20 protein-coding genes, 4 tRNA genes and 1 riboswitch are annotated in these 26,932 nt (G+C 43.5%); of the genes, 11 read left to right on the forward strand and 13 right to left on the reverse strand.

Annotated features, from left to right (window positions below):
• Nucleotides 1–76: 76 nt before the first annotated feature.
• The 7 genes from NEJAP_RS11560 to ycaO form a co-directional block, all read right to left on the reverse strand.
• Nucleotides 77–1,108 (reverse strand): c-type cytochrome, encoded by a 1,032-nt coding sequence (locus tag NEJAP_RS11560; RefSeq protein ID WP_201347391.1) that lies wholly within the window; start codon nucleotides 1,106–1,108, stop codon nucleotides 77–79.
• Nucleotides 1,092–2,417 carry a sulfite dehydrogenase gene (gene soxC, locus NEJAP_RS11565; protein ID WP_201347392.1) on the reverse strand — a complete coding sequence of 442 codons (1,326 nt, stop codon included), beginning with the start codon at nucleotides 2,415–2,417 and terminating at the stop codon, nucleotides 1,092–1,094. Before soxC ends, NEJAP_RS11560 begins: the two co-directional genes overlap by 17 nt.
• Before the next feature lie 511 nt (nucleotides 2,418–2,928).
• Entirely contained in the window at nucleotides 2,929–3,705 is a 777-nt protein-coding gene (locus NEJAP_RS11570) for an enoyl-CoA hydratase (RefSeq protein WP_201347393.1), read from the reverse strand.
• A 60-nt stretch (nucleotides 3,706–3,765) separates the two neighbouring features.
• Nucleotides 3,766–4,527: a hypothetical protein gene (locus tag NEJAP_RS11575; RefSeq protein WP_201347394.1), complete on the reverse strand. Its 762-nt coding sequence runs from the start codon at nucleotides 4,525–4,527 to the stop codon at nucleotides 3,766–3,768.
• A 177-nt stretch (nucleotides 4,528–4,704) separates the two neighbouring features.
• Nucleotides 4,705–5,604, reverse strand: coding sequence for a tRNA 2-thiocytidine(32) synthetase TtcA (ttcA, locus tag NEJAP_RS11580; RefSeq protein ID WP_201347395.1), 900 nt, complete (start codon nucleotides 5,602–5,604; stop codon nucleotides 4,705–4,707).
• 127 nt (nucleotides 5,605–5,731) lie between these two features.
• A complete protein-coding gene (locus NEJAP_RS11585) occupies nucleotides 5,732–10,681 on the reverse strand; it encodes a retention module-containing protein (RefSeq protein WP_201347396.1) in 4,950 nt (1,649 codons plus the stop codon).
• Between the two features lie 186 nt (nucleotides 10,682–10,867).
• Complete coding sequence (gene ycaO, locus NEJAP_RS11590; RefSeq protein ID WP_201347397.1) at nucleotides 10,868–12,592, reverse strand: 30S ribosomal protein S12 methylthiotransferase accessory factor YcaO; 1,725 nt, start codon at nucleotides 12,590–12,592, stop codon at nucleotides 10,868–10,870.
• A 241-nt stretch (nucleotides 12,593–12,833) separates the two neighbouring features.
• Between ycaO and NEJAP_RS11595 the strand changes: the two genes are divergently transcribed.
• The 8 genes from NEJAP_RS11595 to NEJAP_RS11630 all read left to right on the forward strand — a co-directional run bounded on the left by NEJAP_RS11595 (nucleotide 12,834) and on the right by NEJAP_RS11630 (nucleotide 18,212).
• Nucleotides 12,834–12,909: transfer RNA gene (locus NEJAP_RS11595), tRNA-Asn, on the forward strand.
• Between the two features lie 18 nt (nucleotides 12,910–12,927).
• A tRNA-Pro gene (locus tag NEJAP_RS11600) sits at nucleotides 12,928–13,004 on the forward strand.
• 41 nt (nucleotides 13,005–13,045) lie between these two features.
• Nucleotides 13,046–13,122: transfer RNA gene (locus NEJAP_RS11605), tRNA-Pro, on the forward strand.
• 44 nt (nucleotides 13,123–13,166) lie between these two features.
• Nucleotides 13,167–13,243: transfer RNA gene (locus NEJAP_RS11610), tRNA-Pro, on the forward strand.
• Nucleotides 13,244–13,340: 97 nt separating this feature from the next.
• A complete protein-coding gene (locus tag NEJAP_RS11615; protein WP_201347398.1) occupies nucleotides 13,341–14,942 on the forward strand; it encodes a GGDEF domain-containing protein in 1,602 nt (533 codons plus the stop codon).
• Nucleotides 14,943–15,085: 143 nt separating this feature from the next.
• The gene (locus tag NEJAP_RS11620) at nucleotides 15,086–15,721 is read left to right on the forward strand and encodes a helix-turn-helix domain-containing protein (RefSeq protein WP_201347399.1); all 636 of its coding nucleotides are present in this window, start codon (nucleotides 15,086–15,088) and stop codon (nucleotides 15,719–15,721) included.
• A 61-nt stretch (nucleotides 15,722–15,782) separates the two neighbouring features.
• Nucleotides 15,783–15,887, forward strand: a riboswitch (SAM-I-IV-variant riboswitch).
• Nucleotides 15,888–15,927: 40 nt separating this feature from the next.
• Complete coding sequence (locus NEJAP_RS11625) at nucleotides 15,928–16,281, forward strand: hypothetical protein (protein ID WP_201347400.1); 354 nt, start codon at nucleotides 15,928–15,930, stop codon at nucleotides 16,279–16,281.
• 191 nt (nucleotides 16,282–16,472) lie between these two features.
• Nucleotides 16,473–18,212 carry a DEAD/DEAH box helicase gene (locus tag NEJAP_RS11630; protein ID WP_201347401.1) on the forward strand — a complete coding sequence of 580 codons (1,740 nt, stop codon included), beginning with the start codon at nucleotides 16,473–16,475 and terminating at the stop codon, nucleotides 18,210–18,212.
• 85 nt (nucleotides 18,213–18,297) lie between these two features.
• Here the strand turns inward: NEJAP_RS11630 and NEJAP_RS11635 are convergent, their stop codons facing one another.
• From NEJAP_RS11635 to NEJAP_RS11645, 4 genes are all read right to left on the reverse strand, one after another.
• The gene (locus NEJAP_RS11635; protein WP_201347402.1) at nucleotides 18,298–18,780 is read right to left on the reverse strand and encodes a glycine zipper 2TM domain-containing protein; all 483 of its coding nucleotides are present in this window, start codon (nucleotides 18,778–18,780) and stop codon (nucleotides 18,298–18,300) included.
• Between the two features lie 100 nt (nucleotides 18,781–18,880).
• The gene (locus tag NEJAP_RS19370; RefSeq protein WP_236590909.1) at nucleotides 18,881–19,906 is read right to left on the reverse strand and encodes an ABC transporter ATP-binding protein; all 1,026 of its coding nucleotides are present in this window, start codon (nucleotides 19,904–19,906) and stop codon (nucleotides 18,881–18,883) included.
• Nucleotides 19,848–20,657: an ABC transporter transmembrane domain-containing protein gene (locus NEJAP_RS19375; RefSeq protein ID WP_236590910.1), complete on the reverse strand. Its 810-nt coding sequence runs from the start codon at nucleotides 20,655–20,657 to the stop codon at nucleotides 19,848–19,850. Before NEJAP_RS19375 ends, NEJAP_RS19370 begins: the two co-directional genes overlap by 59 nt.
• Nucleotides 20,658–20,812: 155 nt before the next feature.
• Nucleotides 20,813–21,055, reverse strand: coding sequence for a YdcH family protein (locus NEJAP_RS11645; RefSeq protein ID WP_201347403.1), 243 nt, complete (start codon nucleotides 21,053–21,055; stop codon nucleotides 20,813–20,815).
• A gap of 242 nt (nucleotides 21,056–21,297) precedes the next feature.
• Here NEJAP_RS11645 and aroA point away from each other — a divergent pair, with 242 nt between their 5' ends.
• Together aroA and NEJAP_RS11655 are read left to right on the forward strand one after the other, a co-directional pair.
• Nucleotides 21,298–22,578 carry a 3-phosphoshikimate 1-carboxyvinyltransferase gene (gene aroA, locus NEJAP_RS11650; protein WP_201347404.1) on the forward strand — a complete coding sequence of 427 codons (1,281 nt, stop codon included), beginning with the start codon at nucleotides 21,298–21,300 and terminating at the stop codon, nucleotides 22,576–22,578.
• A 282-nt stretch (nucleotides 22,579–22,860) separates the two neighbouring features.
• Entirely contained in the window at nucleotides 22,861–23,841 is a 981-nt protein-coding gene (locus NEJAP_RS11655) for an SDR family oxidoreductase (protein ID WP_201347405.1), read from the forward strand.
• 61 nt (nucleotides 23,842–23,902) lie between these two features.
• Here NEJAP_RS11655 and NEJAP_RS11660 read toward each other — a convergent pair whose 3' ends face one another.
• A complete protein-coding gene (locus tag NEJAP_RS11660; protein ID WP_201347406.1) occupies nucleotides 23,903–24,886 on the reverse strand; it encodes a YeiH family protein in 984 nt (327 codons plus the stop codon).
• Between the two features lie 151 nt (nucleotides 24,887–25,037).
• Between NEJAP_RS11660 and NEJAP_RS11665 the strand changes: the two genes are divergently transcribed.
• A complete protein-coding gene (locus NEJAP_RS11665; protein WP_201347407.1) occupies nucleotides 25,038–25,931 on the forward strand; it encodes a LysR family transcriptional regulator in 894 nt (297 codons plus the stop codon).
• Between the two features lie 18 nt (nucleotides 25,932–25,949).
• On the opposite strand, the gene NEJAP_RS11670 is transcribed toward NEJAP_RS11665, so the two are convergent.
• A complete protein-coding gene (locus NEJAP_RS11670; protein WP_201347408.1) occupies nucleotides 25,950–26,768 on the reverse strand; it encodes a fatty acid desaturase in 819 nt (272 codons plus the stop codon).
• Nucleotides 26,769–26,932: the final 164 nt, after the last annotated feature.

Raw genomic sequence — 26,932 nt, forward strand, 5'->3', positions numbered from 1 at the left:
GAACTGTCTTAACTGACAGATTTTATTATTGTTATATAGAATAAGGCGCTTATGCAAACGCCTTATAAGCTTAGCGCTATTTACTTGATTCAACCATATAGTTGACTGCTTCTTCAACCTGCTGATCGCTTAAATCTACACGCCCACCTTTAGGTGGCATGATTCCAGAAGCCCCACTAAACCCTTTAATAGCATGCTCAACTAACACTGCAAGATCTTGTTTTACCCTTGGAGCCCACGCCTCGATATCACCCAATTTTGGGGACCCGGCAATACCCGAACCGTGGCAAACTTTACACGCATTATCAAAAGTTTCTTTACCGGCAATAGCTTTATCAGACAGTTGTACAGCCTCAGGCACAGCCTCCTCTTGAACCTCTTCTCCGGTTAGCGCAGCCTTACGAGCATGTGCTTTTTCACGCTCTAAATCTTCTTGACCTTCGTGAGAAGCAGCAGGCGCATCAGCTCCCTCTATAAAGTGCCCGACAGGCGTAATGCCTTTTAGGGTCCCCTCAATTTTCATTCTAGAAGGGTCATCACAGTCTTTCATACAACGGATATTTTTAACATCAGGACGAGGGTCGACAAAAAAACCATCTTTATTCGGCATCTGGATTTGCGCTAGGTTTTCGTGTGTTAACACAAAGTCTTCATCAACGAGTTCATTAAGATAAAGCACATAAGCCGTCAACTGATATGTCTGCTCGTTCGTTAAAGAACGCGGAGCAGTAAATGGCATTGCCCGACGAATATAGTCATACAGGGTAGATGCGTATGGCCAATAAGAACCCACAGTTTTTGTTGGTCGCTCTTCCGTAAGCGTTCCTAAACCACCCGCCAGTACCGGCCAACGTGCCTCACCCTCACCAAATAAACCATGACAAGTTGCACAAAGTTGCTCATATAATACTTCACCATCTTCAACACTGCCTCCACCATTAGGAAGGCCTTTTCCATCTGGACGGATATCAATGTCCCATCCTGCAATTTCTTCAGCAGTCGCCGCTTTACCAAAGCTATATTTCTCACCCGCATAAACAGAAGACGGGACGAATAAAGCAGCCCCTACGATGGATGCTAATAACGTTTTTTTAAGAGATCTGAACATTAGTGACCTCCCCATTGGCCGCAACTTTCCATGTATGAATTGAGTTCTTATGGTAAATAGAATTACCGCCGCGTATTTCTCGCAACTGCTTTAAAGTTGGTTGAACGTAACCAGTTTCATCAATAGCTCTTGCCTGTAATAGCCATGGTTGGCCATCCCACTTAGTCACCAAACTAAAACGCGTCAGAGCTTTAGATAAAACAAGCCCTTTCAGTTTCGCAGGCGTCCAACTAATGCCGCCATCAAACGAAACATCAACCTGTTTTATTTTTCCTCTTCCTGACCAAGCAACACCTTCTATCTCAATAACACCGCTATTCTTGATCGGGTTTTCAGGGCATGGATTAGTAATAACTGAATTAGTTTCTTGAACAAAAGTAAACTTGCGAGCACGCCCATCTGCCATTAAATCAGTATATTTAGAGGTTTCTTCGCGGTGATACCATGGCTTATCACCCACTTCTAAACGACGCAGCCATTTGATGGACGTGTTTCCTTCCCAGCCTGGGTTAATAAGCCGAAGAGGATAACCTTGCTCTGGGCGAAGCATTTCACCGTTTTGTGCATAAACAACGAGCGTGTCATCTAATGCCTTTTCAAGAGGTATTGAACGGCTCATATGCGCACCATCAGCACCTTCAGCTAAAATCCATTTTCCTTCAGTTTGAACCCCAACTTCCTCTAACAGAGTTCGCAGGGGAACGCCGGTCCATTCGCAGCAACTTAGCATGCCATGAGTAAACTGCAGTGCTTCCATCTGAGCACCTTTCCACTCCATACCACCGTTAGCGGGGCACTCAATGAATTTTATTTGTGAGACCGATGGGAAGCGCATTAAATCATCCATCGTGAAAATGATTGGCCTATCAACTAAGCCATGAATCATTAAGCGGTGCTCTTCAGGATTAATCTGTGGTACACCCGCATGATAACGCTCAAACACAAGCCCATTGGGTGTAATAATACCTTTTAAATCTTGTAATGGAGACATTGAAATTGAAGAGATAGATTCAGCAGTCAACCAAGGAACCGTACGTCTCACAACGTGACTTTCATACTTAGAAGGCTGACCGTATGGGAACTCAACAACACCGTGGCCTAACATTTTTCCCCATGAAGGTTCCATCGGTGGAAGATTGCCCCCTTGAGCCATCGTTGTACCAGCAACCATTGTCGCTGCCCCCCCACCGAGGGCCATCATTCCTTTTCTCAAAAAATCTCGTCTTTCGTTGATCGACAACCCATCCGACTCTTTTGCAAGCTGCACCATCAGCTCACGAGTACCAGGCCTCTTGATTATCTTGGACATTGCGCCTCCAACTGTTCTTGCTAAATTTTTGCTTATTATTATGTATAGCTCTTATATGTACGCTTATATCTTGTGGTAGCTGCTATCTATTTTTTCTCTGGGAAGCCTGTAATCAAAAGATTTAAAGCTATTTGTTTACAACACCCAAGCTCTTATTATTATTTTGCATAAGCATATAATATACATACAACATTAGAACATCCTAAATCAAAAAGAGTTTAAATAACAACCAACATTGCATATTTCTAATACACAATTTGTCTAACACGTGATTGGTGATCACGTGATATAGCAAACAGGTTCTAGTTTAGCTGTTAGAGAAATAGACATGACGAAAGCATTAAAGAGGTGGTGTATTATCGTTTATAAACTTTGCAGAGAGAGGCTTACAGCTTTGATTTTGTTTAATTACTTTATAATAATGAAGGCATTAAATTGAGATAGATGAATTAAGTATTTCATCTATCTTTTGGTTGCAGAAACAGAAAATAAATCTATTGCTTAAAATAGATCAACAGTGCTGCCATTCCGGCTTTCGCTTGCTTATAAAAGCATCAATACCCTCTTTGGCATCATCAAGCATAATATTTTCAGTCATAATTTTACTGCATGTCACGTATGCATCTTCAAGAGATTGCTCTTTTTGCTTATAAAAAGCTGACTTCCCTATAGCAAGGGTCTTGCGTGACTTACTGGCAATTAAGGATGCAACAGCCAATACATGCTTATCTAAAGCATCGTTACTCACGACCTGATTGATCAACCCTATCTGCTCTGCACGCGACGCATCAATAAGCCCACCGGTAAGAAGTAACTCCATTGAATGCTTTTGAGACACCGCTCGCGATAATGCCACCATAGGTGTTGAACAAAACAAACCAATGTTTACACCCGGAGTACCAAACCTTGCTGACTCTGCCGCATACGCAAGATCACAACTCGCGACCAACTGGCAGCCTGCTGCTGTAGCCACACCATGTACTTGTGCAATAACTGGAATAGAAAGACTTACTATTCGTTGCATCATCTGAGAGCAAGTATTGAAAGTACATTCATAAAAAGCCTCTTCACCAGATTCAAGCATTTCCTTAAGGTCATGCCCTGCACAAAAACCCTTGCCATCACCTTTAATAATGACAGCGCGTACCGACATATCATCATTTATTGCATCAAACTCGACTATCAATGCTTCCATCAATGGCAAAGACAAGCTGTTATACGCAGAGGCTCTTGATAAAACCAGTGTTGCAACTCCGTTTGTATCAACTCGCTGTATTAAATCACTCATACAAAACAACTCTCCAAATAATAAAGCTCAGTTCAACACTTCAATATAATCATCGCCTACTTATCGTTGCATTGAACCTTCTTTAAGAAGGTCCCGAACTCGCCAAGCAGACAGCAACAATGATGCCAAGTTACCATATAAGCCAACAAGCACCAGTGCTTCATCATTATTTTGAGTAGATGCATGAGGTGTGATTTTTGTGCAATCAAGCGTAAAGCTATCGATAGCAGCAAGTGTTTCGCCGCAACTGGTCACTAATTTATGAACAACCAAGTGGTATTTTTTACCCGGTGAAAGCAGTAAAGAACGCTCAGTTAAGGTTACCAATGCAGATAAACTATGCTGCTGAGGGTCAGGAACAACTTTTAGAATTTTTAAAAGTTGATAGCATAAGTTTTCGACCAAGGATTTCATTTGCCCAATAGCCGTATCTGGACTTTTAATCAGCAATTCTAAACAGTCATTCCATGTTTGTTGCAGTTTTTTATCATCAATAACGGGGTAGCCTATACCCGAAGAGTTTTGCTCGTCACTTCCCACTGGGGCTATTTGATCAAGAAAAACCTGAAACTCACCAATGACATAAGCTTTTCTATCCTCATGTGAAGCATAGTTATATCTCATGCTATGCCATAAACTAGGCAGGTCTTCATGCTCCACAACTAAGCTCGGCACAATATGGCTCGTCTCAGGCAAGCCCATAAAATAATGCCTGAGTTTATGGTAATCAGATTCATTTACATTACGCCCAGTCACATGCGCAATAAGTAAATTCCTTAGATAAACGGCTCTTGGATGGAGCTTACTGTTACTTCCGCTCATATTCCCTCATGAGTTTGAAATCACTGATTAAGATAATAAGACTTTAAAGCTAACTTACCCTCATTTAAGATAAGAAGCGAATCGACTCTTTTAAACTATATACCACTCTCTTACCAATTTTAGACTGACAGAAAGAAGTAAGTAGGACAATTACTTTTACCTACTCACTTAGCAAAGTTATACAGATAAAATATCTATCATTTCAGGCACATCACTTGTTTTGGCAGGCCCTTGCATTGATGGAGTAATTCCGTGACGGTACCCTACCTCTAACGACTTGAAATCAAAAACCTCAGTATCAGCTAAATGTGATGGAACAACATTCTGCAAAGACCTAAACATCGTTTCAATTCGACCAGGCGACTGCTTATCCCACGTCTGTAGCATCTCTTTAATAACCTGTCGCTGTAGCCCATCTTGTGAGCCACATAAGTTACATGGAATGATGGGGAATTCTTTCAGTGCAGCGTATTCAGCAATATCTTTCTCACGCGCATAAGCAAGCGGCCTAATAACCATATTCTTACCGTCATCAGAGACCAGTTTTGGCGGCATACTCTTTAACTTCCCACCATAAAACATGTTCAAGAAAAATGTTTCGAGAATATCATCTCGATGATGACCTAATGCAATTTTTGTTGCTCCTATTTCATCAGCAAAGCCATATAAAGTTCCCCGTCGCAATCTCGAGCAAAGTGCACAGGTTGTTTTCCCTTCTGGTACAACAGACTTCACCACAGAATAAGTATCGCGCTCAACAATATGAAATGGCACTTCTATTGATTTAAGGTATGCCGGCAAAATATGTTCAGGAAAACCTGGTTGCTTTTGATCGAGATTCACAGCGACCAACTCAAATGAGATAGGCGCACTACGCTGTAAATTCATTAAAATATCGAGCATAGCGTAAGAGTCTTTACCGCCCGATAAGCACACCATGATTTTATCGCCATCTTCAATCATGTTGAAATCTTCTATGGCTTTACCCATTTCTCGACGTAAGCGTTTCTGAAGTTTATTTTGACGGACTTTCATCTTTTTATCCAAACTTACATCAGTATCAATTTGTTCAGTCATTAGCTAAAAATTCAATGGTTGCATTAAAAACATCAGTATAACGAAAAGCAGCATATCTCCCTACTAGATAAATAAAAAAGCCCCGGCATTAGGCCGAGGCTTGAGAAATATCAAGTAGCTATGAAAATCAATCTACAATCAATTTTCCGCTTCCTAGTAAATCTTCTATTATTTGCTGATCATTAGTAAAGCTACCTACCAAGTCCGTATTTTGGAAGATAATTGTCTGATCTTCAGCTCCAGCATTATAGCCTCCAGAAAAACCTCCGTTAGAGCTAACATGAGCAACCGTATCTGCTCCTACCTGCTCAAAGTGTAGATAGTTAAGTAATGAGCCTAGATCAGACGCATCTTCACCTTGTAACAGGTCACTTAAGTCTAATACATCACCGCCGCTAGCTGCCGCAACAGAATCAAAATCAGTAATACGATCTATCGCAGGTGTTCCGCTAATGCCTTTATCTGATTGAGACCACTGGAAGATATCAGCACCTAAATCACCGCTTAAAATATCATTCCCTGAGCCGCCAATAAGCAAATCATTACCCGAACCACCATTAAGTGAGTCATCACCAGCACCACCGACAAGCTGATCATGTCCTAAGCCACCAATGAGAATGTCATCACCTTCACCGCCTTCGAGGATATCATTACCTGCGCCACCATTAATAACATCGTCACCAGCAAGCCCTGCTACCCTATCGTTACCAGCGGTCCCTGTTAGAGACGTATTATCAGCTTCATCCCCAACAATAGTATTACTGACTGTTCTTAACGTTAGCGTAGTGCTTGAGCTATCTCCATCAACATCCGTTAACGTATACCCAATCTCAACAGGTGCTATTTCAGCAGCGGTTGCATCTATCAATACAGGATCAAAATTCATTCCATACATGCTGGCATAAGCATCACTTGACGCCGTAATTTCAATTCGTCCTACATTGCTGTATTCAGACGGCAGTTGAAACTGAGCTTCAGTGTTACTGTAATATTGTCCCAACAAAGAACCATCAATGTGATAAACAGAGTAAGTTAAAGCGCGTGACCCTCCTAAATTACTATTACTATTATCAACATTAAAGCCAATATTAGTGACACCATTCTCGTAAACTGAACGATCGAAATTTAATACCAGAGTCTCAAGATTATCGATTCTTGTACTGTTACTGCCGCCCTGCACACCAACACCGTCAGACGTTATACGAACACCAGCGTTATCAGTAGTAGAATCCCGAGCAACACCCGTCATGACAACACCATTCTGAGAGAGGCTACTCCCTGAAGTACTGGTTGCTGAAAAACCAACGTTAACTGTTGATGATGTTAAAGATGTGGGTAAGTCTGCAGCAGGAGGGGCATATTGATAATACCCATCTTCATTAAATACTAACGAGCTACCGTCAAAATCATGCGCCCATGTGAGACGGCCTCCAGAAACACTGTAACTATAATCAGCACCACTGCCAGTCGAATCAGTCCCTAAATTAAATACTTGCCCTGCGAAAGTAATTGAACTCACCAAAGAGCCGTCAACAGCAACATCAACGCCTGTACCCTGAGGAGCAAACTCTGTCACCTTATTACCCAAAGCTAGACCACCGTCAGTCCCTAACCCACTAATAACATTACCTTGAAATGAAGTTTGGTTAGCAAACAGTGTATCTATATCTGCGTTCGCTACTGGCTGACCATCTACAACGTTGAATGTCAGTGATACGGGGGGCGTTATGTCTCCGTCCCCATCTTGTGCAGTGAACGAAATATCAAAACTATCTCCTTGCCCTGCAGTACCTCCGGTGAAGTACGTATAATCAGCAGTGCTGAAATTAAACGTCAATGAGCCGAAGTTAAAGCCTGTAGTAGCATCCAATGTCAGTAAGTCACCCGTAGTAGGAAAACCCATTAAGAAACCACTGTTCTCTGATATTTCGTCTGTCGTACTATTATAAGTGAAGGTAACATCTTGGTCCGGTGTTCCATCTGAATTACTATCAAGCCGAATAGTCACTTCTTGGACATGCCCTCCATCAGCACCCAGTGCACTATTAACATTACCACTACCCACCAAATTACCACCAACCGCTACCGGGATTGTGGATATCAATGTGTCTTCAAGCTGATTCAAATCAGGCACTATGATTGCCGGGTCAACAACACCGTCTAGATCCGAGTCGACATTATGAATCGAGTCCAACGCACCGGTATTTGAAATACCCGTACCAACACCAACACCGTAAGATTTAATATCATTAGTGTTGAGGAAGGTATCGTAACCTGAAGCACCAACGGGGTCTGACGTATTACCCGCAGTAGGAGCACCATCCGATATAAAGTAGACCAAGTTTTCAACCGAACTATCGACTGTACCAAATGCAGTTTGAGTAGCATTTAGAGCACTTTCATAGTTAGTACCACCGCTACCATTAATGGATTCAATAGCACTCACTGCTGATGTTTTATCTGTAAAAGCAACATTACCATTCAAAATGCTAGAGCCACTTGCGAAAGTAACAATTTTAATCGATACATTTTGAGCTTGATTAAAGTATTCAGAAACTAAACCGACCATCGCTTCTTTAGCTAAATCAAGTCGAGTATTAATAGCCACTGTACCATCAGCATTAATTTGGCGAACCTGACCACCGTATTGCGCTTGCGACATACTACCCGACACGTCTAAAACCAAAACAATATTGTAATCAGGTAACGCATCTTCCGTCACATTCACAACACGATCAAACGCTTGTGGCTGGTCATCAACGACGTTCACATGAAGCGACGCTGAGGTCGTATCTGAGACATAATTAAACGAATCAGTAACCGCCAAATCATCGGCTGGTGCACTATTATCAGCAGCATTATTCAACGTATATGTATAATCACCAGCATCAGCCCCAGAGGAATCAACCACTAAAGACCCAAGGCTAGTATCTATACCAATATACCCTGAGCGGTCATCAGTATCGCCAATACCACCATCAACAATCCCGTCAATATTCAAGATAGAAGAGCCGCCACTATCGTTATCAAGAATATTACCCGTAGCAATAGTGCTGCCGCCGCCAGTACCATCAGTCAAAGCACTTTCATAAACAGTAGCCAAGTCATCCATAGGATCGACAACCGTTAGGTCAACCGTTGCTGTAGAGGTTTCACCGTCATCATCAGTTAATGTGTAAGTGAAGTTAGCAGGTCCCGCAACAGTTGGAGTATAAGTCCAAGTCCCGTTACCATTATCAACCAGTGAACCGCTACTTACCGCACTCACATTAGTAATGGTTGCATGATCAGCCAACACATCATTAGAGAGCAACTGGCCCTCAGTAATGATTATCGGGGTGCCTAATGTTGTAGTAAACGCGTCATCTCCAGCAACAGGTGCGCCATCATCAACAGGACTAACATTAACCGTCACTGTTGCTGTGCTCACATCACCGTTTGCATCTGTAATAGTGTAAGTAAATGAGTCAGTGCCACTAAAATTTGCTATAGGTGTGTAACTATAAGAGCCATCAGGATTAACCGTAACATCTCCATTGGATGCACTGGTTGCTAGCGCCCAAATATTCCCACCATCTAAACTCGGCGTATCATTAGCAGCAAGCGTCCCCGAAACCGAAGAATCTTCAAGCATATCAATACTGTCATCAACAGCTATAGGTGTATCTTGCAGACTATAACTTTCGGTATCTGTTGCTGTTGCCTCACCATTAAAGTCCCCCGTCGTGGTAGTAACACTGGCATTAATTAACAAACTAGGATCATCAACCAAATCAGACCCCATAACACCAATACTGAACCTCAGAGTTCCTCCATCATCGTAAACAAGTCCTGTTGTAGAGACGCCATTAACTGTTAATGTAACCGTATCATTAACAGCAACATCTCCTCCAACAATACCCTTAATAGCCACTACTCCTACAGCTTCTGTAGCATCTATAACATCATTTGTTGTGATACTTGCATCCAAAGTAATAGATGCAGTAACGAATGAAGTATCAACAGTAAACGGAGTTGTACTAGCCGTGTCGGTGTTGCCATACGGGTCGGTTGCACTGGCCACGATGGTATGCGGACCGTCGCTCAGTGGGGTCGTTGGCGTAAAGCTCCAGCTGCCATCCGGCTGCACCGTGGTGCTACCGATGACCGTGCCGTTATCACTCAGTTCGATCGTGCTGCCCGGCTCGCCGCTGCCGCCCAGTGTCGGGGTGTTATCCGCCGTGTCGGCAATCGGGTCCAAGGTGACCGTGGTGACGGTGTCTTTTTCAATCGTGTCGCTGACTTGCGGCGCGGTGTTACCTAACGCATCGCTGGCATCTAAGGTTACCGTCAGGGTGCCGTCATCGAGGCCGCTGACATCCACAACCGCGGTCCAGTTACCGGTGAGCGGATCAATCACCAGGTTGCTGATCGGGCCACTATTACCATTGCCATCGCTGACCGTCAGGGTATCGATGCTGCCACCCGCTTCAACCGTGCCTTGGAGGACGGTGAGGTTCGGGTCGTCGATGCTGCTGATCATGTCATCGTTGAGGCTGTCATCTTTGATATCCACCGTGGCGGCCGTCGCCGTATCCACGCTGAACAACCCGGCTTCTCTTATGATTTCAGGTTGTGTCCGAGCCAAACCAATAGTTTCGTATCCAGCTTCAGGGTTACCCTCTAACGCTGTTCGTTCGATCAGCTCAAATGTATTCCCTTCATTGTCTGTGTTTCCGCCATCTGCTGTATTACCAGCAGCTGCCTCTTCAGCAATTAATGTAGGATCAAGACCTTCTAAGATGGCTTGTTGAATAGCGTCGACTGATGCCAATTCAGCATCAACTACGGCTTTATCTACAGGATAATTTTCGGTGGATGTATATGTTTCAGCGGTAACCAGCCAACTTTGCCCGCCTTCAAGCACAACCGACTCACCATTGGACATGGATACTTCAATCTTGGCATCCGGCGACGTTCGTATAGCCTCATCAGCATATACATCGTCCCCCAGTGCTAAAAGTCTCTGCGTTCCATCTGCTTTAATTGCATATGCTTGCCCAACAATAAAGCTTACAGATCCTACAACAGTAGCCATGCGATTTTACCCCATAGAAATTTTGTCTAGTTACAGACCATTTAACTGATTTCAATTGTTTTTTTAAATTGTACCGTGGTACAGGATAGTCGACTGTAAGAAACTTTGCCCAAGCAGGCGGCTCTAGCTTGCACTAAAACCTATAACCCTGCTCTCTATCAAAGTCTGAAGAAATGACGTTAAGAGTTAAGCCTTAGCTTTTTGAAGGCGCTCATACGCGGCTAACAGTGAAGAGTGCTTTTTAAGTTGATATAAATCCATATCAACATTCATTAAATGATCAAATACATTCTTGCCATTAATAAGATCCTGGCACTTCGCCAATAAGTCAGAACCATATAAGTCTTTAAGTACTATTGAGAAGGCATCTGTCTTGCTCTTTTCAAGCAAGGTAAATTGCAACATCTGGTTAAGACAGCGATGAACTTTTTGCTGCGACTTATTTAACTCTCCAAACTGTAGTAACCAATCATTACATTCAAGTGCTACGCCATGATCTTGTAAGCACAATGCAATTAAACACTTTAACTCAACTACTCTAAGCCCTTCATAACAACTACCCGCATCTGGAGCAATACCTATAAGATCAGAGATCAACTGCTGATCGTCCAAACCTAACGCCGCCAACTCCTCATAAAGCTCCTCGAGCTCTAGATTAGTCAGATTAGTTAGCGTCATGATTCTGTTGCGCATAGGCACGCCAATATTATTGTTATTCCATACTAGCTCTTCTACTGGATAGATCTCAGACATACCAGGCACAATAACACGGCAGCAGTAAATACCCAGGTGCTCATAATCTGCAATATATATATCCATATCTACTTTGTGAATCAGGTAGCACAGGTGTTCAAATTCGGCTTTTGTATCCCCTTCTATATTCCATTCAACAAACTCATAATCTGCATCAGAAGAAAACAACTCCCATGACACCAATCCACTTGAGTCGATAAAATGAGTTTCTAAGTTATGAGAATCTGCGACTAGCTGAATATCAAAAGAAGGTTCAGGAAAATCTGATAGCTGATCAAGAGCACGACCCTGCAACAACTCAGTAACCGTTCGTTCTAACGCCACCTCAAACTTTGGATGAGCACCAAAAGAAGCACAGCAACCACCATTCTCAGGATTAAATAGCGTTACATTCACCAGCGGAAACTTACCACCCAACGAAGCATCTAGAACATAAATAACAAAACCGTGCTCACGCAACGCAGCTATTGCTTCTAGCACTTTTGGATATCGCCCTACTACTTCATCCGGTATTTTGGGCAAGCTAATGCCTGATGAGATGATAGTGCTCTTTATATGCCTTTCGAATATCTCTGATATAGCCTGAACTCTTGCTTCATATAAGGTATTCCCTGCAGCCATACCATTACTAGCGTAAAGATTACCTATAATGTTGACGGGGAACCAAACCTCCTCATTCGCTTTCTGTTTTACAAATGGTAAAGCACAAATACCTCTTTCACGATTTCCTGAGTTTGTATCTATTAGCATGGGCGCTTTTAGCTCATCGTCCATGTTGTAATGACTTAATGTTGCATCATCCAATAAGCCCTCTGGTATTTCATCAGACTCAACTGAAAACCACCTTTCATTTGGGTAATGAACAAAGTCACCCTCAGCTACATTTTTACCTAGATAGAAGTCTGAGAAAAAATAGTTGCAGCTTAGGCGCTCAAAGTACTCACCTAACGCACTTGCTCTGGCGGCATCTTGAGTAGCCCCTTTTCCATTTGTAAACAACATGGGGCAACTCTTATCTCTTATATGCACGGACCACACATTGGGCACAGGATTTAACCAATTAACCTCCTCTATATCAAAACCCAACTCTGACAATAAGCGGGACATTTTTTCTATTGAGTCTTCTAACGGCGCATCTTTACCCGTAATACATGTCATATCACATCTCTATTCAGCTTTTTCTTGCAGATTCAAATCGGCTTATATTGTTATTTCGTAGCAACCACTTCGTATAGAAGTACACCCTCTATTAATGCCTATATTGCACCACATGTAACACTGAAATATAAGAAGTTAGTTAATATGATTAAAAACAATGACTTTATTAAAAATAATTAGCAAAATTCGCTTGACGACATGTGCCTCCATCACTAATATACGCGCCCACAGGTTGAGTCGTTCCTCGATAGCTCAGTTGGTAGAGCAGTAGACTGTTAATCTATTGGTCGCTGGTTCGAGTCCAGCTCGAGGAGCCAATAACTTGTGAATTGTGTCGGAGCATAGCGCAGCCTGGTAGCGCATCTGGTTTGGGACCAGAGGGTCGCAGGTTCGAATCCTGCTGCTCCGACCATTTATCCCAAAGAACTTTATTTTATATATTGTTCGACACGTCGGAGCATAGCGCAGCCTGGTAGCGCATCTGGTTTGGGACCAGAGGGTCGCAGGTTCGAATCCTGCTGCTCCGACCATTTTATCCCAAAGAACTTTATATCCTATATACTGTTCTACTCGTCGGAGCATAGCGCAGCCTGGTAGCGCATCTGGTTTGGGACCAGAGGGTCGCAGGTTCGAATCCTGCTGCTCCGACCACTATATACTCATATATTCTTTAGCTACTTTTCATTTGCATCACCACGACTCTTACTTTTAAATAAGCACCAGCAATTTTTTCATCAAGGAATGACATGTGCGGGTATTACTTTATTTAATTTGTATTTTAGGCCTTTTGCCCCTACCAGCTATTTCCTCAGAACAGGTGACTCTTCAACTACGCTGGCACCACCAAGCACAATTTATTGGCTACTACACCGCAAAGTCAAAAGGCTATTATGATGAAGCCGGGTTAGATGTCACAATTAAAGCAGGCGGCCCAGGCATCATCCCTTGGCAAGAGGTTGTTAACGGCCGTGCAGATTATGGCGTTGAAAACAGCAACGCTCTTACCGCTTTCATGTATGGAGAGCCTGTCACGGCACTAGCAGCCATCTACCAACACTCCCCTAGCGTATTTCTCACAAAACGCTCGTCAGGCATAAAAAAACCCGCAGACCTTGCCGGAAAAAATGTCATGATATTCCCAGGCGCCCAGGACCCCGAACTAATGCTGCTATTAAAACAGCAAAAATTATCGAAGTTTGATCTTAACCTGATAGCAACCAGCACTGACCTTAACGATCTAATTAATAATGAAGTCGATGCTTTCAACGCCTACATCTCTAATGAACCTTATGCTCTAGAACAACTGGGCATACCTTACTATTTAATCAAGCCTACAGACTACGGCATTGATTTTTACAGCGACATTTTAATTACTAATAAATTATCCATTTCCACCCACCAAAAACGCACAGACGCATTCATCGCCGCCAGCCTTAAAGGCTGGCAGTATGCTTTAAGCCACCCAGAAGAAGCTATAACACTCTTCAAAAATGAATACCCTACCAAGAAAGACTTAGGACACCTTCGCTTTGAGCTCAACATGGCACACGAGCTTATAATGCCGGAGCTGATTGAAATCGGACACATGAATCCAAAAAGATGGCAACATATGGCGGACATGCTTACTGAAGCCGGGATTATTAGAAATAAGCATAGCCTGGAAGGCTTTATCTATAAATATAAAAGCAGTATAGATTGGAGCTTTTGGAAGCCCATCATTTACTTTGCATTAGGCCTAATGACAATACTTGCCAGTATTAGTTTTTATTTACTCTCCTTAAACGTAAAGCTAAAACGCGAAGTATCAACTCGACGCGCAGCTGAAGAACAGCTTATCCACTTAGCAACGCACGATTCCCTAACTGGACTGGCTAATCGCTCAGCACTGTCATCTTATTTAGATATGTTCATAAAGCTTGCCAAGAGAAATGATTTAACACCCGCCATTCTCTATATAGACCTTGACGGTTTTAAAGCTATAAATGACACTCACGGTCATTCGGCTGGAGATCAAGCACTTATCCGTTTTACCAAGAAAACGCAAACGTTACTCAGGTCCAGTGATATCTTTGGTCGACTCGGAGGCGATGAGTTTCTCATCCTACTAGAGAACAGCACACGTGAAGGCTCACACCACCTCGCCCACAAAATTCTTGCCAGTTTAGAAATACCTCTTAAATTCAACAATTCGCATAGCAAATTGGGCGCTAGTATTGGCATTGCCATTTACAAAAATCATGAAGAAACTTTTGATCAGTTTCTAACCCGCGCAGATAGAGCCATGTATTACGTTAAAAATAACGGAAAATCAGGCATTGGCGTTGCGGCTCCTTTTAAAGCAAATAAATGACAAGCACAGCTTTCACATAAGAAACTTTTTTTCAAATCCACTATAATCTGCAAAAACACGCCCGAAACCCAACAATATTCAGATTAATGATGACTCTCTAATACGATTCACCTGAGAACACATAAGAATAAACGGAGACATTCATGCCTGACCAACAACTACCCCAACACAGCGAAAACCCTGCTTTCAATGTCACTCGAAGTGTGACCAGCGAAGATACAGTTGAACCTCTTCAGCTAGGGAAGCGGGTTCGCGAAATTAGACTAAGCCAAAGCCTAACACTAGAAGAAGCCAGCAAGCTAACAGGACTAGCCCGCTCTACATTATCAAAAATTGAAAACGAACAAATATCACCTACCTTTACTGCCGTATCAAAGCTAGTTAAAGGACTGGGTATTGATATACCCCAGCTATTCTCCCAGCCTTCACGCTCAGCCGGTGCAGGCGGCAGGAGAGACATTACTCGCGCCGGAGAAGGCAAGCCTCACCCGACACCAACATATGAGCACGAATTATTAGCAAACCAGCTCACCAGCAAAAAAATGTTACCTTATCGCACGACTATTCGCGCGAGGTCTTTTGAAGAATTTGGCGATTGGGTCAGACACGAAGGCGAAGAACTTCTCTATGTAATAAGTGGCAGCATCACCTTTTATTCAGAGTTTTACGAGCCCGTCAACCTAGATGAAGGTGATAGTGCATATTATGATTGTGAAATGGGCCATGCGGTCACATCGACCAGCGAGAACGATGCAGTCATTCTTTGGGTAACCGCTTAAAGCCCAATAAAATATATACACTCACAACTCTTGCCGCATAAATTACTTGGTGCTAAATTATATGCAACATCAAGAGAAGGGCTGACGTCCTCGCCAACCTGCCAACCTGGGCAAGGTGGATACCGAATTTCGGTGATGCGGTCTATCGACAATTAACCAGGCCCTCTATTTCGTCAGCTTTTGATTTTTTAATATCAGAGGCATACATGTTTGAAGCACACCAACCTACTGCGGATCTATCACCAAGCCAGACCCGCCATGAAGACACCTCTATTGATGAGCAAATTTTAGATCAGATTATCAATAGCAAAACCCATAACTGCCCTTTACGTATTTGGAGCAGCCACGGAAAACGAAAAGACAACCTTGGCAAACCAAACACTTTTCTATTTTTATACATCGAATACAAAGACCATCGAAACAATTCCTGCTATCTATGCAAAGAACTAGACAGCGGCCTCCTACTCGACCATCAGTTTCTGATAATGCTGGCAGAATCGGTCTTACTAAAAGACATTTCAGCACAACAAACACGAGAGTGGCTTAGTAATAACCAGTAATATGGCTTATTACCAACGCTAAGCCGCTGCTCTAAATGAATAATGCGTATTTTCTACTCAAAACATACCTATATCCCATTAGCGCATTAAAACTGCGGCCTGTACTAAGCGGGCCAAACCTTCTATAATGCCTCATTATCATTCCATTCCGGTCGATCTAATCGACCTAGATTTATAACAGGTTCAATTAGATGTCATTAGACGACCAGCCCGCCTTTAAAGAACTGGGCTTGGCCGCTCCTTTGTTGCAAGTGCTTCAAGAGATCGGTTACGAAACACCTTCGCCAATTCAAGCTCAATGTATCCCTCACCTTCTTGAAGGAACAGATCTGCTTGGACAGGCACAAACTGGTACAGGTAAAACTGGTGCCTTTGCTCTGCCTATCATGACGCGTATTGATATTAATACGAAGAATCCGCAGCTATTAGTTTTGGCTCCAACACGAGAACTGGCTATTCAAGTAGCCGAAGCTTTTCAGACTTATGCTCGTCACATGCCTAACTTCCATGTACTTCCTATTTACGGCGGTCAGGCTTACGATGTTCAATTACGTCAATTACGTCGCGGTGTACACGTTGTTGTAGGTACTCCTGGACGCGTGATGGATCATATCCGTCGCGGCTCTCTAGTCCTAGACAACCTACAAACACTCGTACTTGATGAAGCAGATGAAATGCTACGCATGGGCTTTATTGATGATGTTGACTGGATACTGAGTCACACACCACCTACACGCCAAATTGCTCTGTTTTCAGCAACAATGCCACAAGCAATTCGCAAGTTAGCACTGCAACATCTTAAAAGCCCTGTTGAAATTAAGATCGCAAGCAAAACAGCGACAGCTACAACAATCAAGCAGCACTACTGGCGTGTCAGCGGTGTTCATAAACTAGACGCGCTTACTCGTATTCTTGAAATGCAGCAGTTTGACGCAATGCTAGTGTTTGTACGCACCAAATCTGCGACCACTGAATTGTCAGAAAAGCTATCTGCTCGCGGCTATGCTTGCGAAGCACTTAACGGAGATATTTCTCAGCAAGTGCGTGAACGTACAGTTGAGCGCCTTAAGAATGGCAAGCTAGATATTCTTATTGCGACTGATGTTGTAGCTCGTGGTCTTGACGTTGAACGCATAAGCCATGTTCTTAACTACGACATTCCTTATGATACAGAGTCTTACGTCCACCGTATTGGTCGTACAGGCCGTGCCGGACGTTCTGGTGAAGCTATTTTATTCGTTGCTCCTCGTGAACAGCGCATGCTACGCATGATTGAACAAGCAACACGTCAGAAAATTCAGCCAATGGAGCTTCCATCTGCAGCAGATATCAATGTAAAACGCTTGGATCGCTTTAAACAGCAGATCAGCGAAACGATGGACAGCCAGGATCTATCTCAATATCTAGACCTGCTAACTGAGTATCAGCAAGAACACGATACCGATCCTATTAATATTGCTGCTGCTTTAGCTGTACTATTACAAGGCCAAACACCTCTACTTATCAGTGAAAAAGAGCTTCGTGGCCCTAAATCATTTGATGATAGAGATAGCCGCTCTGATCGCGGAGAACGCAGACCTCGTAGACAACGAGGTGAGAACTCCAATGCAGACATGCAACGCTATTGCCTCTCCGTTGGGCAAGAGCATGGCGTTAAACCAGGTAACATTGTTGGCGCAATCGCAAACGAAGCTGATATTGAAAGCCGCTTCATTGGCCAGATTGAGATCAAAGACAAAGCTACTTTTGTTGACCTTCCTGCCGGCTTACCAAAAGAAACCGTTGCCGTTCTACAAAAGATTGTAGTCTGTGGACAACGTCTAAACCTTAAAGCAGTTGACGGTGCTGGCACACCACCCAAAGGTGGCCGCTCATCTAACAGAGGACCAAGATCATCTGCTCCTCGCAAGCCTCGCGCTAGCAAAGATTAAGTTTTAGTGACAATAAAAAGGCGGATTTAATAATCCGCCTTTTTTATACCCACCATTTGAGAAAACTCAGTAATGAGTAGCTTATCTAGTAAACAATACGCGCTACGCCGCCTCTTTTAAGCAGGCGCACCTGCTCGCCAACTCTGAAGAAAGCCTGATTCTGTACTTCCTGAACTATAGACAAGGTTTCCCCATTGGATAAACGCACCGTCACTTCCTGGCCTTGCTTGCGAGTAGCATTCCCTTCTACCGCTTGACCAACCATACCACCTGCAACAGCACCAAGCACCGCTGCAATACTACTACCTTTACCAGCACCAATAGTGCTTCCTGCAATGCCGCCGACGATAGCACCAGCACCGGTACCAACAACTCCATCCTTGCGGCCTTCAATCACAACAGGAGTTGCGGATAAAACCGTACCATAACGGACAGTTTGAACCTTTCTTGCTTCGCTTTGGCTATAGGTTTTACCCGTTAAACCTGGCGAAGCACAACCTGATAGCACCAAGGCCATAGCGATAGTACCTAATACGGTACCGCGCATTGTTTTTTTAGGAAAAATCATTTTATCGCCTCATTCAATAAACTCGAGAAGAACAACTCTCTGTTTTACTTACTACTGTCGACTAAAGACAATAGCCAATGTATTCACTGTAATTACACAACTAATGCTGCCCGTAAAGACGAGCATAGAGCCCATCCTGTTCAATTAATTGGTGATGCCCACCCTCTTCAGCAACTTTTCCATCCTCAAAAACATAAACGTGATCGGCTTGCTTAACCGCACTTAAGCGATGCGCAACAATGAGGGTAGTCCTTTCTTTCAAAAAGTTTTGCAACGCATCATGCAAAGCACGCTCTGTTTCAGTATCCAATGCAGAGGTCGCTTCATCAAGAATAACCACTTTTGGATCTGCTAACACCATTCTAGCTACAGCCAAGCGCTGCCTCTGACCTCCTGACAGTCGAACGCCCTGCCGACCCACTAACGCATATAAGCCTTTATCTAATGCGCGAATAAACTTATCCAACTGCGCTATTTTTAAGGCTTCCCATATAGACTCTTCGCTAAAATCTTTCCCCATACATAGATTACTATGAATAGTGCCATTAAATAGCGCAGGGTGCTGCAAAACGGTCGCCACATTATCTCTGACCACATCAAGGCCAATCTGTTCTACTGGGATGCCATTAAAACGAACCTTCCCAGATTGTGGTATGTACAGCCCTAACAACACTTGGACGAACGTTGACTTACCCCCACCACTGGCCCCGACTAATGCTATCTTTTGCCCTTTCTTAATCTGCAAAGAAAGGCCCTTTAATATTTCAGTACCATCGTTATATGAGAAGTAAACATCATCAATTTCAATACTGACACTGCGTGACGACTCAAACGGATTCGACACAGCAGGATACTGCGGCTCCTGCTGCAGCTCCAAAATTCGATTGAGTCGAGCCAGCGCAGCCTTAGCTCCATAATATGCATACTGAATCCCTAACACTTCCTGAACCGGCCCCATCATGAACCATAAATAGCCAAATACCGCCATCATTTGCCCAATAGATAGATCCGAAAATACCACCATCAGCATCGATACGGCTCTAAATAGGTCAAAACCGATTAAAAAACTAAAAACTAAACCGCCCCGCCGCTTCACTTTTCCATTCATATGCACTGGAATTGTCACGAACTTCGCGAGCATCACCTACTAAACGACTTAAATAATGTTGCTCACGGTTGCTCGCTCGAATCTGCTGAATAGCATCTAAGGTTTCAGTAAGCGCGCCCTGAAAAACCTCATAAGATTTATTCTCATGCTTCTTTAATTCTTTTACCCGCTTACCGATTACCGTTGTAAAGTAGATAACAACCGGGTTCAAAAACATTATAAAAAGCGCTAATGCCCAGTGCATCCAAAGAAGAATGATGGCCGTACCAATAATCGACAATGATGCAATTAATAAGCGACTAACAGAACTGCCGATAAAACGGTCAACCGTATCAAGATCGGTTACAAAATGAGAACTAACGGCACCACTACCCAGTGTTTCATACTCAGCCATGGATATTCTTCCTAGCCTGTGCAGCATCATCTTTCTCATCCTGAAAATGATGTCTTTAGAGATAATGGTAAACTGACGTGCCTGCCAAATGTTAAGCACCAGTGCGATTGCCCGCAGCACCACAGTGATAATTAAGATGGCTACTATATAGAGCACAGGGCCGTGCCACTGCTCAGGAAAAAAAGGCCCTAATGTCTCAATCAGCATTCCCGGCTTTTCGAGTAAAACCTCATCCACCAGCAACGGCATCAGCAAAGGCAAAGGAACAGAAGCAACGGTGGCAAAAATCGCTACCCAGTTTGCAAAAATGAGCTCGCGCTTATGCTCAAGGGTAATACTTAAAATATAATTCCAACTAAATCGAAAAGACGACATATCACCCTATCTAAATAAAAATACAAATGAGGTATTTATACCACATACCCCTATTTCGAGTATTGCAGCAGATACAAAAACACCCGCGATGGCGGGTGTTTTATTTAGCGTTGTACGAGCAATATCTATTGAGAAAACAGCGTACCTAACTCTCGTTATGCTGAAGCGCGCAGCATTGCGTATAACTGGTCTTTTAAATGAAGACGCTTAACCTTTAGCTCTTCTTCTGTATACGTTGTAACCGGCTCTGCTTCTGACTCCATGCGCTCAACTTGCTTAGTGAGAGTATGATATTCAGCGAACAATTTGGAGAAATGTGCATCATTCATTTTAAGAGAGTGAATCTGATCGCGAAACTCTGGTAATTCATGTATTAAATCGTGATGTTCAATGCTCATATTATGTATTTCCTTGATGGGTTACATTTTTCTTTTTTCTTCATAAGCAGTATCCCTGATATAGAGTTATCGTTCATTGACGCTCATCAACATAGCTTACTGAATACGCTAAAAGCCCCTATCAGCAAAAGATAAATATCACTATTTATAGATATTTTTTATGTATTTACTCTCGACCTTATGAGCAACACAAGGTAGGTTATATACCCCTGATAATTGTCCACTATAGAGCCCTAAATTTAATGGAAAGCCTGACACTCCAGCCTATTTCTTCTGTTGCCGGTGAGGTACAGATTCCAGGTTCAAAAAGCCTATCTAATCGTATTTTGCTGCTTGCTGCCCTCGCAGAAGGCGATACTACTATCACCAACCTATTAGACAGTGATGATATACGCCATATGCTGACAGCATTAAGCTCACTTGGTATTAGTTATAAGCTATCGGAAGACCGCCAATCTTGCACCGTTAGCGGACGAGGACAGTCTTTAGGGAAAACAGAACACCCACTGTTTTTGGGCAATGCAGGAACAGCTATGCGCCCCCTCTGCGCAGCTCTTTGCCTAGGCAGTGGAGAATATGAATTAACAGGTGAACCACGCATGTACGAGCGCCCAATTGGCGACCTCGTAGACGCATTAAGAACTCTCGGTGCTGACATCGATTACCTTGGTACGCAGGGCTATCCACCTCTTAATATCAAAGCCAATGGATTACAAGGCGGCGAAGTTAGTATTAAGGGTAATATCTCAAGCCAGTTCCTAACGGCATTACTCATGGCAGCCCCACTGGCTAAAAACGACTTAACCATCCATGTTGATGGCGAACTTGTGTCTAAGCCTTATATCGATATCACCTTACATACCATGTCCTTATTTGGTGTTGAGGTGATTAATAACAATTACCAGTCATTTGTTATTCGCTCGGGACAACAGTACCGCTCACCTGGCGAGATTATGGTTGAAGGAGATGCATCCTCTGCATCCTACTTCCTAGCAGCGGCTGCTATTGCCGGCGGTACTGTGCGCGTTTATGGCGTGGGAGCTGACAGCGTACAAGGTGATAAACGCTTTGCCGAAGTACTTGAAGCGATGGGAGCCAAGGTTACTTACGGGCCAACCTTTATAGAGGTCACAAAAGGCAAAGAGCTAACCGCTGTTGATATGGATCTAAACCACATACCCGATGCCGCTATGACAATTGCCACAACCGCACTGTTTGCTAAAGGCACCACAGCGATTCGAAACATCTACAATTGGCGAGTAAAAGAGACAGACCGCCTAGCAGCAATGACAACAGAGCTACGTAAAGTGGGCGCCATTGTCGTTGAAGGTGATGACTTTATTGAAGTAACCCCACCTGCACAGCTCCAACACGCCGCCATTGATACCTACGATGATCACCGCATGGCTATGTGCTTTTCACTGGTTGCTCTTAGTGACACACCGGTAACAATTAATGACCCGGGATGCACACGCAAAACATTCCCTGAGTACTTTGATCTATTTAAAAGCATTTGCCAATAAAACGCACAATGCGTGCCCGTTATGATGACTGGCACGCCCTTCCACACCTAAAGCCTCTAAATGTGGTCCATAACCCACAAGCATGTCTTTTTAAGCCACACGCCACCCCATCAAACACCTTACTTCTCTAGGCTCTAGAATAACCTCTTAACTGGCCCTACCCGAAAGATCAACAACTAACAGAATATGCAACAAAAGGGTAACGGCATACAGCTCACTGTCATCTTCATTTACCCCGTCTTTACAACAGATCATTTAAATTTTTATTCGGAGAGACACTCAATGACCAAAGCGATTGTTCTGGTTACCTCGGCTACTGGGCGCATTGGAAAAGAACTGGTTGCTCGCTTATCTCAAGCTGGAAAATTCACGGTACGGGCCTGTTATCACACTGAATCAAAAATTGCCGACCTGAAAGCAGTAGGCGCTGATGAAACAGTTTTTTTTGACCTCAACGATGCAACCAGCTGGGATACAGCCTTAAACGGTGTTAGTGCCATCTATTCTGCATCACTTGACCCTATGCTCGAAGGGCACCTGAATTTCTGTAAAGAGTTGGCAAATCGCACTGACACCATCAAACACGTGGTGCGTGTGAGTTGTATGGGTGCGGACACCAACACGGCATCTTACCAAGCAGACCAACATTCTTCCCGAGAAGGTGCGTCGATCCCATTGATGTTGCAACATTACTGGTGGGGCGAGAAAGCGTTGATCGATACAGGCCTGAACTTAACCGTACTGCGTAATAACTTCTTTATGAATCACCTCTTAAAGACCGATTGCGACAATATCGCCCAAGAAGGTTGGTTCAGCAACCCCTTAGGTAAAGCACGCAACTCCTTTGTCGCCACTCGGGATATTGCAGAAGCAGCAGCCATAGTGCTGAGCGAAGGCCCCGAGTACCACGCTAACAAGTTTTATGATATTACCGGCCCTCAGTCACAGACGATGGCAGAAATCGCTGCTGATCTTGGCCGTGCAATGAACAAGACTATCGAGTATCGCGCACAATCAATGGTTGATTTCGAAAACGACTTCGGTGCTACTCGTGCAGAGTTCTTCGAATACCTAGTCAATGGCTTTTACTGTCGCTGCAGCCCGGATTTTTACAATCTTAGCGGCCACAAACCTACCGCCTATTACGACTACCTGACGACTCGAGGCGCATCTGGCGAAACAGGCTTAGAAGAGCTGTGGCAAGGTAACCTTTGGAAAAAAGGCCAAGATGCCATGAAAGAAGCAACGGCCGTTAAAAGCTAAAAAGCCTCTCATTAAGGCCTTCGCGTGTCAGTTATTCTAACTGACACGCTTTAATGTGTGACTAGACAACTATCAACCACTGATTGAGATAAAACCCGCCAAAGATCAGCATAACAAAGAGCATTAACGACAACACCATTGGCTTAACGCCGGCCTGCCTAATAGTACTCCAGCGCGTTTGAACACCTAAAGCCGCCATTGCTATTGCTAAAGAGAACTGACTAGCCAGCTGTAGAGTACTTAGCAACGCCTCTGGTAACAGCAATAAGCTATTGAGACCCGAAGCCGCAATAAAGCCAAATACAAACCACGGTATAGCAATTTTACCACCAGAAGAACCATCACTACTGCGGGTAAGAAAAGCACTTAATATAAGAATAAAAGGCGCTAGCATCATCACTCGAATTAATTTAACAACGACTGCGTTTTGTAATGCCTCCCCTCCGATAGCCTCTCCTGCCGCGACTGCTTGCGCTACTTCATGCACCGTACTACCAATGTAAATACCGAAGGCTTGTTCGCTCATTCCAGAAAACTGAAAAATAAACGGATAACTAAACATGGCCAGCGTGCCAAACAAAACCACCGTAGCAACAGCAACCGTAACACTCTGCTGACGTGGTTTTAATACAGACTCAGTAGCCAGAATAGCCGCCGCACCACAAATAGCACTCCCAACTGACGTTAGAATCGCTAGCTCTCGATCTAATTTAAAAAAGCGGATGCCAACATAAGTACCAACACAAAATATACTCGTAATCACTAATAGATCGAGTACAAGCGCTTGCCATCCCACAGAGATAATCTGCTGAAAGCTCAAACTGAACCCGAAAAGAATGATCCCCGCGCGCAGCAACTTTTGCTGACAAAAGCGTGTGAATATAACTTCCTTATCAGCCGTTTTACGCGTATTTAAATGACCAACAACAATGCCCAGAATGATAGCCAGTGGCAAAGCACTTAAACCGAATTGAGCAATAGCGGGTACTTTGGAGAGCAGAATAGCTACTATCGCAATCAACGGTAACGCTATTATTTGAGACATGGGGAAAAGCTCCGTGTGAAAACCTATTTCGCTCATAATCCACCTATACAAACATTAAGTAAAATGGGATTATTAAATACAAAACATTAGAAAAACCGAACAATTATTATGAAACCCCCATCACAAACCATTTTCTACGGGCGTATTTTCTATGAGCGTATCTGTTAAGCAATTAAGAGTCTTTGAGGCAACGGCTAGGCTCGGCCGATTAACAGCCGCTGCCGATGAGCAAGCCATGAGCCAATCTGCCGCCAGCCAATCGCTAAGAGAACTTGAATCAACATTAGACTACCCGCTCTTTCAGCGGGTAGGACGTGAGCTAATGATTACGGAAGCGGGCCGGGACACGCTGCCTAAAATCAACCAAATACTCCATCTAATCGACAGCCTAGATACACCCGGCGACGGTGCAATAGCAGGCCCTTTACGCATTGCAGCCAGCGTTACCATTGCGACTTACCTTCTCCCTCGCCTACTAGCAGAATTTGTTCAACTACACCCCAAAGTAATACCAGACGTTAAGATAACCAATACTCAGCAGGTTATTGCCACATTAGAAAAGGGGCAGGGACATATTGGTTTAATCGAAGGCCCTGCTCAACATCGTCAATTACAGATAACACCTTGGCACGAAGACAAACTAGAAGTGTTTTGCCATACAAGCCACCCGCAAGCACAAGCTGGGCAACTACACCGCGAGCAGATAGAGCAACAGCGCTGGATATTACGTGAAGACGGCTCAGGAACCCGGCGGATTTTTGATACCGCCATGCAAGCCATTAATGCTCAGGCACAAGTAGCTTTTGCATTAAACCGGCAAGAAGCCATTAAACAATCTGTTAAAGCTGGGCTCGGCGTGGGGTGTTTATCACAACTTTCGATCGCAGAAGAGGTAAAGTCAGGCAGTTTGGTGGTGCTTAACTCTCCTTTGGAGTTAACGCGGCGCTTCTCCCTTGTTACTCAACCTACGCATAACAACAAGCTAACCGAAACATTTATTGAGTTTATAAAATCACAAACTCAATCTATTTTCTGCAAAGGTTAAATAAAGAGTATTGCTGATTCAGCCACTACCAATCATTCGTGTAAAAATAGATTTTTGGTAAAGGTGAGCAGGGATTCTGTCTTCAATCTCTGCATGAAGCGCCGGTAGTTTGGACCAATGAACACCTTGTTTATGGTGATGCGCTGTATGATAACCGAGGTTACCAGTCAAACGGTTGAACAGTGGATCTAGGTTGTTATAAGACGCTTCGAATTCATTTTTCGTATCAAGGCCTGAATGGTGCTCGTACGTCACGTAAGCAGTAAACAGAAGGCTGGTGATCATCGGCAATACAAATAACATTAAGCCGGCAACCGGCTTATACCAAACAAGAATCGCCACAATAATAAATGTTATCGCCGTATAAATAAGAAACGTAGATAGCTGCTTAGGGTGCTTTTTACCTACTCTATAGCCGCGAGAGTATGCGGTCAGGGCAACATTAAGTGTGTACTCTCCCATTCCCATCCGGGTTCCGTCTTTGCGTTTCCAACGACTCTCATCCTGCTCTTGGTCAAGAAAATTTAAATGATGACCCAATACATGATGTAACCGCCAAAGATGTGTGGTTACCCCTGTGTGCAAGGCGTAAACAAACTCTAAACCGCGATTAAGAAAAGCATGGCGAAATGTAAAGAGGTGTTGATGGTGGTGATTCCACGCGCATATCACTCCCTTTGGAAGTAGCATCAACAAATAGTAGCCACCCAAAACAGCTATATCATTGATAGTAAAGTACAAAATAAAATCAATAACTGTCAGCGCTAATACAATAAAGACAGGCCAACGGTCTTCTTTATACCTAAACCCATTCAAGCTGTTTTGTTTTTTAAGCATTTTTTACGTATTTTCCAGTAAAACAATATTTATCAGCATGTTAATAAAAATGCATTGCCCCGCTTCTTACTGCCTGCACTTGTCATATCGCTTTAATAACCCACTATTCAGCAGATACTACAAAGAACTCACATCTCCACTTTTTGGCTGCTTCGACTGTTAAA

The sequence above is a fragment of the Neptunomonas japonica JAMM 1380 genome (assembly GCF_016592555.1).
GTDB lineage: Bacteria > Pseudomonadota > Gammaproteobacteria > Pseudomonadales > Balneatricaceae > Neptunomonas > Neptunomonas japonica_A.